The organism is Chlorobium sp. KB01 (genome assembly GCF_001975465.1).
Lineage (GTDB): Bacteria > Bacteroidota > Chlorobiia > Chlorobiales > Chlorobiaceae > Chlorobium.
Genome location: NZ_MPJE01000076.1, coordinates 1 through 14,131, shown reverse-complemented (window position 1 = coordinate 14,131; position 14,131 = coordinate 1). Strand labels below are relative to the sequence as shown.

The window sequence follows — 14,131 nt, the reverse complement described above, 5'->3', positions numbered from 1 at the left end:
TCCCTGGCTTCATTCAGTTTTTGATATTTTCCAGTCGGACAGGGATCAGCTTTGATACCCCTTCCTCTTCCATGGTGACCCCGTAAAGAGCCTGGCAGGAAGCCATGGTTTTTTTGTTGTGCGTAACAATAATAAATTGGGTGTTATTCTCAAATTTTTTCAGGAGTTTAATAAACCGTCCGACGTTTGCATCATCAAGCGGAGCATCCACTTCGTCCAGAATACAGAAGGGACTTGGTTTGACCAGATAGATGGCAAAAAGCAGCGAGAGTGCCGTCAACGCTTTCTCTCCTCCGCTGAGCTGCTCGATCGAGAGCGGTTTTTTGCCTCTTGGTTTGGCCACAATCTCGATATGGGCTTCAAGAGGGTCTTCACCGGCATGCATGATCAGATCCACTTCATCTTCGGGATCAAAGAGCTCATGAAAAATCGTGATAAAGTTTTTCCGCACTTCCCGCCAGGTCGCTTCGAATTTCTCAAGGGCGGTCTTGTTGATCTCATCGATGGTTGTGCGAAGCTGTGTTTCAGCGCTGAGCAGATCCTCCTTCTGCTCTGTCAGGAAGTCAAACCGCTCTTTCTCGGTTTCATACTCTTCCAGCGCAAGCTCATTGACGGCTCCGAACTGCTCCCGTTGCCGCAGAAGCTGTTCAAGTTTTTCTGCCGCTTTTTTACGGTCAAATGAGTTGTCAATGGCCGGTGGAGTCATGATGGCAAGATCACAATCATGTTTCAGCTGTACGGCAGTGAAGAGGTGGTCAAGTGATTGATCGAGCTGTGAGCGTTCCTGCATAAGCGCAGTGAGGAGTTGCATACCTACGTCAAGTTTCCGGCGAAGATCCCTCAGCTGGCCAAGGGTCTCATGATGCTGTGCCTGGCGTTCCCTGTATGCCGATTCAAGCTCGTTGAGCCGTTTCTGCTCTTCGGCGGAAAGAATGCGCAGGGAGTCGAGCTTTTCCCTGATTTGCAAGGATGCGCCGGAGCCCCTGCTTATCTCTTTTTCTGAACTCTCCTTTTCGTCCCTCATCCTGCTGATCTCGTCATGCAGCGTCGTAAGTCTCTGGTCGGCAGCAGCTATGTTCAGCTTGAGCTTTTCAAGTTCGAGCAGCCCGTCCTTATACCGGCTCTGGCGGGTCTGGACATCCCTGCCAAGCTCATGGTAGTGGTTTTCAAACGAGGTAAGGCTCTCCTGCAGTTTCCGGATTCTCTCCCTTGTCAATCGTCCCTTTGCTTCACTTTCAGCAATGGATGGCAGCAGCTTTTGCAGTTCAGTGTCACAACTGTTATTCTGCTCACAGAGTGCCTCAATTTCTCGTCCGGTTTGCTCTCTTTCCTGCTTCATTCCGTTCTTTTCAGCATCAAGCCGGGCAGCGTTTTTTTCAAGCATTCCGAGTTCTGACTCCAGGCGTTCAATCTCCCTGCGCTGTTCAGACGCTTTTATTGCTGCGAGTTCTTCCTGCAGTTTCAGGAGGTTCTCCTCAGTCTTGATGATGCTTTTCTCTATTACGGAAACCTCTTTTTGCAGTCGTTCACGTTCGGCTTTTTTACCTAATCGTAACCCTTCGCTGTTTTTTGAGCTTCCGCCGAAGATCACTCCGCTTCCGCTGAATTTTTCACCCTCAAGCGTGACAAAGGAGCAGTCAGGATGCTGCCGGGCGAGAACTTCTGCCGTGTTGAGGCTCTCTGTGATATAGCTTTTGTGGAGAAGCAGTCGGAGCGCGTAGTGCAGCTCGGTCGGGCAGTCGATAACGTCGAATGTTTGCTCTGCACCGCTGATCGTTCTCTTCTCTTCCGCATTGGATCCGGCAAGCAGGTCAAGCACAAAAAAATTAACTTTGCCCTTGTTCGATTTTGTGAGGTGCGCAATACCCTCATGTGCATCATTGATCGAGCGGCAGACATAGTAGTTCATGCTTTCGCCAAGTGCCGCATTGACCGCCTTTCTGTATCGGTCATCAAGCGAGATCATATCAGAAATGCATCCATGAATGCTCTCTTTTCCGTTATTTTGCTTTTCAAGGAATGCGATTCCTTCCGGCATTCCTTCAAAGTTGTCAAGCACTGAATTGGCCAGCAAAATACGGTTGTTCAGCCTGTCGCGTTCGTCCCGAAACCGCATCAGGGCCTCTCTTTTTTCTTCGATTCTTTTATTTATGCTTTCGCGGTTTTCCAGAAGCCGGCTCTCGCCTGTTTTTGCTTCGGCCAGATCGCTCTGTTTGCCCTTTAGCTCTTCCGAAAGCCTTCGTTCATTTTCGTCCGAGGCTTCCAGTTTTTGCTGAATGTTCAGTTGTTTGGTTTCAAGCCGTTCAATCGAGGCGCGCAGATGCTCTTTTTTCGATTCGAGGCTTCGCTTCAGGAGGGCAAGCTGATTGTCGGCATGCTGCTGTTCTGCGCTTGTTCTGCGTTCCCGTGAAAGCTCATCCCTCTGTTGGCGCAGGGTGTTGTTGAGCTGGTCGTGCTCATCGGCCAGAGTTTTAAAGGCGCTGTGAAGTTCCGAGCAGGTTGCTTCACAGGGGCCGCTCTGCCGCAGCAGGTCATTTTTGATTTTCTCCTGTTCGCTGATCTTCAGCTCTTTTTCAGTGATCAGCAATGCCGTTCGGGTGACAGCCGAAGCAAGGTTATTTTGATGCTCTTCATGCTGGAGGAGCTGTTTTTCGCGGAGGTGAATCTGCTGATTCTGCTCATTCAGTGATTTCTGTGTTTCAGAGAGCGTACTCTCCTCCTGGAGCAGCAGCAGTTCACGCTCCTGGGCAATACTGTCCTCTCTGGCGATATGTGCCGCACACTCATGATTCAGCAGCTCTTCGGCTCTTATTTTCCCCAGCATGGGTTCAAGCTTTTCGCGTAACTCCTCCATGGAGAGCCATGAGAGCGCCAGATCAAGTTCGCGGATCTCCTTTTTCAGCTCCCGGAGTTTTTCGGCTTTTCTGACCTGGAGTTTCAGGCTTCGAACCTTTTTTTCCACTTCGCTCAGTACATCATCCACCCTTGAGAGGTCACGCGATGCGCTTTCAAGCAGTTTGAATGTCTGTTTTCTGCGCTGTTTGTAACGGGTAATACCTGCGGCCTCTTCAAATAGCTTGAGACGCTCCTCGCTTTTGTTGCTGATGATCTCTTCAATCATTTTCAGCTCAATCACCGAATAGGCATCGCTGCCCATGCCGGTATCGGTGAAAAGGTCGAGAATGTCCTTCAGGCGGCAGGGCACCTGGTTTAAAAGAAACTCGCTCTCTCCGCTCCGGTATAGGCGGCGGGTGACAGTAACCTCGGTATACTCGATCGGGAGGACATTTCTTGTGTTTTCAACGGTGATTGAAACTTCGGTAAGACTGAGCGGTTTGAGGTTTTTCGATCCGTTGAAAATGATGTTTTCCATTTTGGCGGACCGGAGCAGGGATGATTTCTGCTCGCCCAGTACCCAGCGCATTGCATCAACGACATTGGTCTTGCCACATCCGTTTGGGCCGACGATTGCCGTCAGTCCCTTGTCAAAGCTTATTCTGACCTTGTGAGCAAAGCTTTTGAAGCCGAAGAGTTCAATTTTGGAAAGGTACATCTGAACAGTGAGGGTTTGACAATCTCGATTCAGGTATAGATAATGAAAGTAAGAAAAAAAACGGTATACCCGTGAATTTGAAGGATTCCAAGGGAATCGTATCCACTGGACAAATGGGACAATGAAGCATAATCTAATGCGGTCTTTTATTGTTGTCATCCCGATTTTTCTTTGTCATCCCGAACGCAGAGAGGGATCTGATTGTCGTGAGTGAGTTCCCTCCTTTCAGTTCGGGATGACGGTGGGTTCTGGATGACATGGGGGGCTGCCAATATCACGCTCCTCTGAAGTTTGAAGAAATTATCTTTTCGTCGAATTCAAAATCTCTTTTGTTTGTACTTGATGGATAAGTAAAATATTTTTTTGCGATTTTTTACTGAAAGGCGTAAATATAGAGTATAGCCAATATAATCTGCATTCGCATGAACGGTCTTGTGAAAATTGAGCATTTAAAAGAACTTCTCATCGAAATACGGGAGCAAATGGTTTTGCTCGATAGCAATGTTGCTGAAATTTATGGGGTTGAAGTCAAACGAATAAATGAGGCTGTAAAAAATAACCCTGACAAGTTTCCTGATGGATACCTTTTGGATCTTGAGAAAAATGAGTGGGATGCATTGAAGTCGAAATTTTCGACTTCGATAAAAGGTGGCAAAGTAAAGTTGCCAACTGCATTTACAGAAAAAGGGCTCTATATGCTTGCCACTATACTCAAAAGTCCTCAAGCTACGCAAGCTACAATCTCAATTGTCGAGACCTTTTCAAAAATCAGAGAACTCTCCAGAAGTGTAAAAGAATTGTCTGTTGCAAAAGATAAAGCCGAACAAAATTCGCTTATGCAAAAAAGTGGCGAGTTGATTGCAGAGATCTTTGACGACGATTTACAGACAAGCGATTCTGAAACCTCAATAGAACTTAACTTTGCAGTATTGAAATTCAGGCATACAATAAAAAAGAAGAAAAAATGACGCCGGGGAAAAAGGACCAGAAGGAGTTCAGGGACAGCAAGGACGATGAGGAATAAAGGGATGCTCCTTTCTCAAAGAGGGCGATCACGCAGGATCGCCCTACACCAATCCACCATTTAAAATCTCTTCATCGCTTCCAGCACCCGAAGGCATTGGGCTGCGGCTTCTACATCGTGAACCCGCAGGATGCTCGCTCCGTTCATAAGCGCAATAGTATCTGCCGTTATCGTGGCTGTCAGTCTTTCGGAGGGGGGGAGTATCTCTTCTCCCTTCGGGGTGATGGCGTGACCGAGAAATGATTTTCTGGAGAGCCCTGCAAGGATTGGTCTTTTGAGCGCTTGCAGAGATCTCAGTCCGGCAAGGAGTTGAAAGTTCTCCTCAACACTTTTTCCGAATCCGAATCCCGGATCGATGATGAGGTCATGGATCGAATTTTTTTCAGCAACAGCAATCGACTGCTCCAGAAAGCAGCTCACCCTTGCAAGGATATCGCCCTTCCCGGAACCGGTATCGGTGCTCCATTGCATTGATTCCGGTTTCACCGGAGTGTGCATCAGAACTGCCGCCGCCCGGTATTGACTGCACACTCCGGGAAGATCGCCGTCAAAGGTAAAACCCGAAATATCATTGACCATATGTGCGCCGGCTTTGAAGGCTTTTTCGGCAACCTCTGCCTTCCAGGTGTCAATAGAGATAATTATATCGGTTTTTCTCTGCAAAAGCTCGATAAGCGGAATGGTTCGCATGATCTCCTCCCTGACGGAAATCTTTTCAGCTCCCGGTCGCGACGATTCACCGCCGATATCGATAATTGAAGCGCCCTCCCGGATCATCTCAAGCGCGTGCTCAAGTGCACGGTCAAGATCGACTTTGCCTTGGGTCTTGTGAAACGTGCCCCCGTCAAAAAACGAGTCAGGAGTGGTATTCAGAATTCCCATGATTTTTGGCCCGGAGGAGAGGTCGAGCAGTTTCCCTCTGCAATTGATCTGAAACTCTTTTCCGGCATTAATGCAGTTCATGACGATTGCTTCGTGTGTTTCAGTTGATGCCGAACGGTACAGGGGTAAAGGTCAGCAGAAAGATGGTAATGGCAACCCATCCGATAACTTTTCTTGAAAAGGGAAGCACTTCATTGTATTCCACCTGAGGGTGATTCAAACCGATAACTCTTGAAAGAATGACGGCCCAGAGAATCCAGCCCGACCATGACCAGCGGCGCAGAAGATCCGGGATGAGAGCAACTGATTCCGGATTGAATAATGAAAGCAGCAGTTCAAGCAGCGAGGGAAATCCGAGAATGGTAATAAAGATCAGGAATCCTCTTGCGGCTTTTGCATGTCCCCCTTTTCCGAACATGGCATAGATGACATGACCACCGTCAAGCTGTCCGACGGGAAGGAGGTTAAGGGCTGTTACCAGAGAGCCCAGCCATCCGGCGAACAGAAAAGGATAGTGGTACATCTCGGTCATCGGCGGGAGGTTTTTTGGGGCTACACTTTTTTCAAGCAGAATCCAGAGCAGGTTTTTGCCCAGCGTGAAGTTCTCCTGGGGAGGTGTCATCAGGGGGTTCTGAAACTCAGGGTGAATGGTATGGATGAAATCAGCCGGAGGCAGATTCAGAAAGCCGTAGAGCAGGATTACGGAACAGACGATAAAACCGCTCAACGGGCCGGTTACCCCGATATCGAAGAGGGCTTTTGTGGAGGGTATTCTCTCCCTGATCTTTATGACCGCGCCCATTGTTCCGAGGCTGAACATAAACGGCAGCGGCGGGAGCGGAATATAGTAAGGCAGTGTTGCCATAACCCGATAACGCCGGGCCGCGATAAAATGGCCGAATTCATGAACACTTAAAAAAAGCAGCAGGGAGAATGAGTATTGAACTCCGAAAGAGAGATTATTTATGAACGGAAAGACTTTGCTGATTGTGACCGGATGCCCGCCCCAGAACGCTCCTGCCCAAAGTGTTGTCAGAACCGTCAGGAGCAGCAGAGAGAGATGAAGAGGGTAGTTCTGAGGGTTTGTCTTCATCTTGTTTTGGCTGAAACATTGGAAAGGGTTGTGCAGTGGAAATAAATAGATGCACCCTTGTATCAATCTGCTTCGCTCATATAACTTTTAAAGTGGTATCCGACTGAGAGTCCGATCACGTTGGCTTTAAAGTCGCCGTTAAACGCCTGCATTCGGCCGGCACTCAGGAGCGCGGAGAGGGTCGGGTTGATGTCATAGCCGAGGCCGATATTTCCCTGCCAGACAAGACCTGAGCCAATTGCCAGGCCGCCTCCGCCGGCTGCGCCGACAAGGCCTTCAGTATTGATGAAGAGATCTCCGGTTACTGTTTTTCTTGCACCCGTGCCAAGCAGACCGGTCATATAGGCTCCGGCTCCACCGCCATATGCTGCCAGTCCCTGCCCTGTTATATACCAGTCGCGGTTGAGGAAGTAATCGATCTGAACACCAAGATTGTCAACATTCTGATCGGCGTGGTGGGAGCGCCAATTATCAGCAGCTTTAAAATAGCTCTGGCTGACTGCCCGAATACGCAGGAAGGCGGGTTCGAAAACCGGACGATCAATCAAGGCCGCGCTGACTTTGTTCTTTGCGCCTGACTGGTAACCCAGCTTGAAGGCAACAGTTTTAGCTTCAAATGTTCCAGTACGGGACGAAAGGTATCCTGCGGAGAGATCAGCAAACAGATTGCGGGTAAGATTATATTGCACTCCTGCCGATGCATTGAACAGAAGACCTCCGCCGGAATCAATATTGCCGCCACCGCCGCCGCCAAGGGAGAGGTCGGTACTTGCAAAAAGATTTCCTCCAAGTGGCACTTTGAAGCCTCCGCCAATAAGAATCTGCATGTACCCTGCGCTGCTCCCACCTGCGGCGCCCTCCGTCTCCAGACGGGCAAACCAGTGCTCATCAAGGTAAGTCCGCCACTCTATACCGATCAGCGAGAAATTCGTTTGAGGAGTTCCAAAATCGGTAAGGGCTGTAGATGCAACATGCAGATCCCGTTTGATCAGTGCCAGTGAATATTGTTTTGGTGATAACTGCCTGTACTGCTCTCCGGAGAGGACTCGACTTCCGCTGCGTTCCCTGCCGTTTTCAATAAACGAATAGAATGGAAGGGTATAGGAGATAAAGGGCCGGGTTGTGGTGATCGTTCCTCCATCAGGAAAGTCTACATGACTTACCCCTGCTCCTAACTTGCCCCGGCTTCCCATATCATAGGTCACAGCCGCATGCGTACGCAACATAAGACCGCCGCCACTGAGTGTATATCCGCCGCGACCGCCGCCTCCGCCGACAAAAAGACCGGTATCAAGGCCTAATTTCTCCGTGAGCGGCAGGGAGAGGCCTCCATCAAGGCCGATGGTAATGAACCCTCCCCGTTCACCTTTTACCGCCATCCATGATCCGATACCGGCATGAAAGTTTTTTGTGAAATTATGGCTTATCCCCAGTGCGGTCATTCCCATCTTTTCACTTCCGGGCAGGCTGAACTCTTCATAGGAAATTTTCAGGGCACCTGTCGTTAGCTGTGGCCCGGCCACCTCCTCTGCTCCGCATTGAAGAGGTGCAAATCCAAGAATTGCAGCAAGGATAATAACTCCCCCCATATGGTGACGACGACCACTCATGGACGACGGTATTTATTGATTATTGAACCATTCGACTCACTTGAGTTCACTCCTGTTAATTGTCGTGAGCGGTTTGAGAATTTTCGAACCACGAAACAGACGAAATTACACGAAATGGTGCAGAAGTAAACCATCAAGCTGTTCTCTTCGTCCACAGGTGTCCAACTACCAATATCGCCTTCCTCCGGACCTCAATCCGGAATCTCTGTTTTCGTGCCTTTTCGAGATATTTCGTGGTTCAAAATCTCTTCATCTTCTCTTTTCAGAGCACCGCCCAAAAACGCAATCGAATAGCGAAGCAAATAAATTGTGATGCCTTTAATCCTGGTCGTTGTCCTTGTCTTTAGGCTTGGCCGCAGCTCCCTTCTCACCTTTTTTCTAACTCTTCTCGTCCCCGAAAGTCGCGACCAGTCCCTTGACCAGTTCATCTTTCTCCGCAGCATTCAGCTTTGCCTCAGGATGTGCCGGCAGGTAGATAACCATCGGCATTTTACCTTCCCTTACCTCTTCGGCAGCTTTTTCGCCCTCATTCTCTTCAGGCCGTCCCCATTCGGAAACATTGAATGCCTCGCGTCCCTTTGATACATCGAGCTGTGTCAGCCAGGAAGCAGGCGCTACAGAGCTGTACCATGGCCATACAGTATTGTTGGAGTGGCAGTCCTTGCAGGCTCGGTTGAAAAGCTCCTCTGTTCTCGGGGAGTCCCATTTCGGTTCACCGGTCACCGGCGGATTTGCGTGATCACGCCCGTAAGGAACAAGCTGAATGGCTGCAAGGGCGATAGCTGCGCCGCCTAAAAATTTTACAAAATTCATTTGTTTGTTCTCCTTCTTATCGTTGATTAATACGGATTAAAAAATCAGGGTTCAGAACCGGACAGAAAGTATGCTCAGAGGCCAGGAACAGGCAAGCTGATGATCTCTTTTACCTGTCGCGATCTCTGCAATCATATCCAGTTCGAGTTCGGTATAGAATTTTCGTGCCGAGGTCAGCCCGTCAAGTGTAAACGCCGTTATGCCCTGCATTGCAGCAATCAGTGGCACTCCGCCCGCCAGCAGCAGACTCCGGTATCCATCAATGCCCACAAATGCCGTTGTGGCATGCTCTCTGGAGCGGGCAATAATGACTGCAAGCTGACCCGGTGTGAAGTGGTGCAGGCTTTGAGCCAACACCATAACGTCAAACTCATCTTTTTTCAGCTCTGTCAGTTCAAGGGCATTGAGTCTGCGAAACTCTGCCGGAATATTTTTTTCCGCTGCCTTGCGCCTTGCGTCATCAATATAAGCCGGAACGATATCCGATCCGGTAACCGTTACCGGCAGCTTTTTTTGCCGGACAGCTTCACCGAGTGCCAGAGTCAGCCCTCCGGAACCACAAGCCAGTTCAACTACCCTTGCATTTCTTTGTTCCCGCCGGGCAATATCAAGGAGCATCGGCAGAAGAAGATCGACATAACGCTGATAGAGTTGCATCATGGCGTTTTGCCGGTCGAGCGCATTGACCAGTTTAAGCTTTTCGCATTCCGGAAGATTTCGGTCATCCATATGCTCGTTTTCCGTGGTGCGAAGCGCCCGGTCAATCAGTTCCGGCAGAAGAAACCCTCCTCCGAATTTTTCTGAGACCCTGAATCGTTCTTCAAGAAACCGGGATAAAACGGAGTTTACCACTGTTTCAAGCTCCGCCACCTTCTTCCAGTCGGGAGGAAATACTCCCTCCCTGCGAAGATTGTCCAGCGCTTTGAAACCCGCAGTTTTCAGTTGCAGCATAATGTGTCCCGGTCTGTAGGGTTTCTTTTTCCTGAACTCTAATATACACAGCCTGAAGCATTTATAAAAAAACGCACAACTTGCACGGGTACTTACGCTTTCCAAGCGTCCTTTTTCTTTTGTGAAAGCGGAGTTGACCTGTTGTGTTTTTTTTAAAAAATCATGATCGCCGGAAACTATTAAAAAAGATTTTGTTTTTCAATTAACTGATACTAAATTGGTATCAATTAAAAAATAACAATGAAAGTACTGACAAAAAATACGGATTACGCCATACGGGCACTCCTTGCACTTGCCGCAGCGAGGGGGAGATATCTCTCCGCAAAGGCAATTGCTTCAGGGCAGGATATTCCCTATCAGTTTTTGCGCCGTCTCCTGCAGGAGATGATCCGTCACAACCTGATTATCTCAAAAGAGGGGGCGCGGGGCGGGTTTATGCTTGAAAAGGATCCCGACCTGATAACGGTGACGCAACTGATCGAAATTTTTCAGGGGAAGGTACAGGTGTCGGAGTGCATGTTCCGCAAGCAGATCTGCGGCAACCGTTCGAGGTGTGTACTGCGCCATGAGATCATGCGCATCGAGCAGGTGGTGCAGAGCGAATTTGAAAAAGTCACCATCGGCAAGCTGCTCCGTGACCTTGAAGCGGCAAACAGGAAGTGACAGGCAGTAAAAACAATCTAACTCATAAAATATGCGCCATTAATAATCGTCGTGAGTGGTTTGAGTACAAGGCGGACGGAGCGGAGGCACCGGAGTGTACACGAAAGTACATGAGGATTCCGAGCACCGACCAACGCAGAAATCGAAGCACGTAACAGATTATTAGTGGTGCATGAAAGGGACAAAACCATGAGACGTCAGATAATCTCCATTGATGAAACAAAATGCACCGGATGCGGAGAGTGTATTCCAGGATGTCCGGAAGGAGCACTGCAGGTTATTGACGGCAAGGCGCGCCTTGTCAGTGATCTCTTCTGTGACGGTCTCGGAGCCTGCATCGGGCACTGCCCGACCGGAGCGATGAAAATAGAGAGTCGTGAAGCCGAACCCTACGATGAAAAACGGGTTATGCACGAGAGTATTGTAAAGGGAGGGGCGAATGTGATTGCAGCCCATCTCCGGCATCTGATTGAGCATAACGAGCAGGGCTACCTGCAGCAGGCGCTTGACTACCTCAAAGAGCAGGGAATAGCCAATCCGCTCCCTCCACCATCTGTCAGGGCTCCACACCGCCATGGTACGCATGGCGGGGGGTGCCCCGGCAGCAAAATGGTGGATTTCCGTGACAGCGGTTCCTCTTCAGACGCAGCGCCAGCTCATTTGGCAGCCTCACCGGCGAGTTCCCTACGCCAGTGGCCGATCCAGCTCCATCTTGTTTCACCGCAGGCGCCATACTTTCAGGGTTCCGATCTTTTACTTGCTGCCGACTGTGCCGCATTTGCTGTTGGCGATTTTCACGCAAAGTTCATGAGCGGTAAAAGCCTTGCGATAGCATGCCCGAAACTTGACTCTGAGATGGAGATCTATGTTGACAAACTTGCCGCCATGATTGACCTGTCACACATCAACACCATCACGGTTGCGATTATGGAAGTGCCCTGTTGCGGCGGGTTGATGTCGATTGTGGCTGAAGCGCTGAAGAAGGCCTCGCGCAAGGTTCCGGTAAAAAAAGTGGTGATCAGTCTCAAGGGCGAAACCCTGAAAGAAGAGTGGGTTTTAATGTAGGGGCTCCCACGCATTTGGGGGGGGGACGTTCGTGATTTACTGTATTTACGAGAAAGAAGATGAAGATTATTTGACCACGAAACAGACGAAAAAGAGAGCGGTGAATGTAGGGGCAATCCCTTGTGGTTGCCCGGATATTCCTGATTCAATGAATAACCAGAACAAGCGATGCTGAAAGATGCGATGGGGGGATACCGGGGTACAGCAATAGAGATCAGCCGGGTAATCCAGGCTGATCCGGACAATGCTGATGCCTACTGCAACAGGGCCAATGCACTAAGCAGCACGGGGGATTATCGGGATGCCATTGATGATTATACAACTGCCTTGAAAATCGGGTTGCGATTCCGCGAAGCGATAACGGCTTACGGCAACCGGGGGATTGCACGGCTCAACGTTGGTGACATCTATGGTGCCCTGGAAGACTTCAGTGAAATTATCAGGAGAAAGCCCGGTAACAATCGGCTGCTTCACGCAGCATACAACAGCAGGGCATCAGTTAAGGAAAAAATCGGCGATAAGGAAGGTGCGGCAGAGGACCGGATGCAAGCCTCGATGCTCTCACCGGATGTGCAATAACAATAACCAAAATGGAGGATAGAGAGATGGGAATGTACTGTGATCAATGTCAGGAGAGTGTCCATGGCAGCGGATGTACGGTGAGAGGGGTATGCGGAAAGGATGATATGACCGCGATGTTGCAGGATGTGCTTGTCTATGCAGCCGAAGGTCTTGCGCTCGCAGCCGAAAAACAGCCGGGAAGTGTGTCGCGAAAAGTCGGTCAGCTGATCAGTGAATCGCTTTTTGTAACCGTTACCAATACCAATTTCGATGAGGATGCCATTGTTGCCCGTATTTTCAAGACCCTAGCCCTTCGTGATGAACTGAGTGCAACTCTTGCCGTTCAGCCCGAGCATGACGCTGCAAGCTGGAGCGGCAGCTCAAAGGATGAGTTTCTGGCAAAAGCGGCTTTGGCAGGTATTGAAAGCCTGAGTGAAAATGAAGACCTTCAGTCGCTGAAAAGCCTCGTGCTTTACGGCGTCAAAGGCCTTGCAGCCTATACTGATCATGCCGCAGTTCTCGGTTACCATGATGACGACATCTATGCATTTTACGTCAAGGCTCTTGCCGCTCTGACCAAAGAGCTTTCAGCCGATGAACTCACTGCGCTGGTGCTCGAAACCGGAGCTGTTGCCGTCAAGGCGATGGCCCTGCTCGACAAGGCCAACACCGAATCGTACGGTCACCCGGAGATCACAACAGTGAAGACCGGTGTCGGTAAAAACCCCGGCATCCTCATTTCAGGTCATGACCTGCGTGATATGGAAGATCTGCTGAAGCAGACCGAAGGAACCGGAGTTGATGTCTATACCCACTGCGAAATGCTTCCGGCACACTACTACCCGGCATTCAAGAAGTACTCACACTTTGTCGGTAACTACGGCAGTGCATGGTGGGCGCAGGATCGCGAGTTTGACTCCTTCAACGGTCCGATTCTCATGACGACCAACTGCATTGTACCGGTTCGTGAAGCCTACCGAAACCGTATGTTTACCACCGGCATGGCGGGCTATCCCGGACTGAAACATATTCCGGCACGTCCTGAAGGGGGTCAGAAAGACTTTTCAGCTCTTGTAGCACTGGCAAAAACCTGCCCGCCACCAAAAGAGCTTGAAAACGGCAAGATTGTCGGAGGATTTGCCCATAACCAGGTAATTGCCCTTGCTGACAAGGTTGTTGCTGCGGTCAGGAGCGGAGCTATCAAGCGCTTTGTGGTGATGGCCGGCTGTGACGGGCGTCACAACTCCCGCAAGTACTATACCGATGTTGCCGGTGCATTGCCCGACAATACCGTCATCCTGACGGCAGGTTGCGCCAAGTACCGTTACAACAAGCTGGAGCTTGGTGATATCGGCGGCATCCCGCGTGTGCTTGATGCAGGCCAGTGCAACGACTCCTACTCACTTGCGGTCATTGCCCTGAAGCTCAAGGCGGTATTCGGACTTGAGGATATCAATGATCTGCCGATCTCCTTTGATATCGCATGGTACGAGCAGAAAGCCGTGACGGTGCTGCTTGCACTGCTCTATCTCGGAGTCAAAGGTATCCGCCTCGGACCAACACTTCCCGAGTTCCTCACCCCCAATGTAGCTGCAGTGCTGGTGGAGAAGTTTGGTATCAAGCCGATCGGAACAGTTGCTGCCGATGTGGAAGCCATGATGGTTGGCGCATAACGGAAGATCCTTTTAATCAAACAGTAAAGCCCCGCTTCGGTCGGGGCTTTCTGTTATATTATAGATAATCCGTATAATAAGGGAGAGGACGTACTGTGAGAACGTACTGTAAAAAAAGAAGTATCAGGGCACCTCTATTAATTGTCGTGAGAAGCCCGAGAACAAGGCGGACGGAGCGCAGAACCCGGAGTGTACACGGAGTACATGAGGATTTCGAGCACCGCCCAACGCAGTCATCGGGTT

The 14,131-nt window shown here is 49.9% G+C and carries 11 protein-coding genes; 5 read left to right on the top strand and 6 right to left on the bottom strand.

Features of this window, described 5'->3' with window-relative positions; all coding sequences use genetic code 11:
* Window positions 1-13 precede the first annotated feature (13 nt).
* Entirely contained in the window at window positions 14-3,553 is a 3,540-nt protein-coding gene (gene smc / locus BOO20_RS08285) for a chromosome segregation protein SMC (protein ID WP_076791990.1), read from the bottom strand.
* 422 nt (window positions 3,554-3,975) lie between these two features.
* Between smc and BOO20_RS08280 the strand changes: the two genes are divergently transcribed.
* Entirely contained in the window at window positions 3,976-4,521 is a 546-nt protein-coding gene (locus tag BOO20_RS08280) for an ORF6N domain-containing protein (protein WP_006365624.1), read from the top strand.
* Window positions 4,522-4,637: 116 nt separating this feature from the next.
* Here the strand turns inward: BOO20_RS08280 and folP are convergent, their stop codons facing one another.
* The 5 genes from folP to BOO20_RS08255 form a co-directional block, all read right to left on the bottom strand.
* A complete protein-coding gene (folP, locus tag BOO20_RS08275) occupies window positions 4,638-5,540 on the bottom strand; it encodes a dihydropteroate synthase (protein ID WP_076791988.1) in 903 nt (300 codons plus the stop codon).
* 19 nt (window positions 5,541-5,559) lie between these two features.
* Window positions 5,560-6,552, bottom strand: a complete 993-nt coding sequence (locus BOO20_RS08270; RefSeq protein ID WP_076791986.1) for a site-2 protease family protein — start codon at window positions 6,550-6,552, stop codon at window positions 5,560-5,562.
* Between the two features lie 62 nt (window positions 6,553-6,614).
* Complete coding sequence (locus tag BOO20_RS08265; RefSeq protein ID WP_076791985.1) at window positions 6,615-8,162, bottom strand: hypothetical protein; 1,548 nt, start codon at window positions 8,160-8,162, stop codon at window positions 6,615-6,617.
* A 378-nt stretch (window positions 8,163-8,540) separates the two neighbouring features.
* Window positions 8,541-8,975, bottom strand: a complete 435-nt coding sequence (locus tag BOO20_RS08260) for a heme-binding domain-containing protein (RefSeq protein WP_076791983.1) — start codon at window positions 8,973-8,975, stop codon at window positions 8,541-8,543.
* A gap of 51 nt (window positions 8,976-9,026) precedes the next feature.
* Window positions 9,027-9,926, bottom strand: coding sequence for a class I SAM-dependent methyltransferase (locus tag BOO20_RS08255; RefSeq protein WP_076791981.1), 900 nt, complete (start codon window positions 9,924-9,926; stop codon window positions 9,027-9,029).
* Window positions 9,927-10,166: 240 nt separating this feature from the next.
* Between BOO20_RS08255 and BOO20_RS08250 the strand changes: the two genes are divergently transcribed.
* The 4 genes from BOO20_RS08250 to hcp all read left to right on the top strand — a co-directional run bounded on the left by BOO20_RS08250 (window position 10,167) and on the right by hcp (window position 13,888).
* Complete coding sequence (locus BOO20_RS08250) at window positions 10,167-10,589, top strand: Rrf2 family transcriptional regulator (protein WP_076791980.1); 423 nt, start codon at window positions 10,167-10,169, stop codon at window positions 10,587-10,589.
* 189 nt (window positions 10,590-10,778) lie between these two features.
* Window positions 10,779-11,654 carry an ATP-binding protein gene (locus BOO20_RS08245; RefSeq protein WP_076791978.1) on the top strand — a complete coding sequence of 292 codons (876 nt, stop codon included), beginning with the start codon at window positions 10,779-10,781 and terminating at the stop codon, window positions 11,652-11,654.
* Window positions 11,655-11,822: 168 nt separating this feature from the next.
* Window positions 11,823-12,233 carry a tetratricopeptide repeat protein gene (locus tag BOO20_RS08240; protein ID WP_076791976.1) on the top strand — a complete coding sequence of 137 codons (411 nt, stop codon included), beginning with the start codon at window positions 11,823-11,825 and terminating at the stop codon, window positions 12,231-12,233.
* Window positions 12,234-12,259: 26 nt separating this feature from the next.
* Window positions 12,260-13,888 carry a hydroxylamine reductase gene (hcp, locus tag BOO20_RS08235; protein ID WP_076791975.1) on the top strand — a complete coding sequence of 543 codons (1,629 nt, stop codon included), beginning with the start codon at window positions 12,260-12,262 and terminating at the stop codon, window positions 13,886-13,888.
* The last annotated feature ends 243 nt before the right edge of the window (window positions 13,889-14,131 follow it).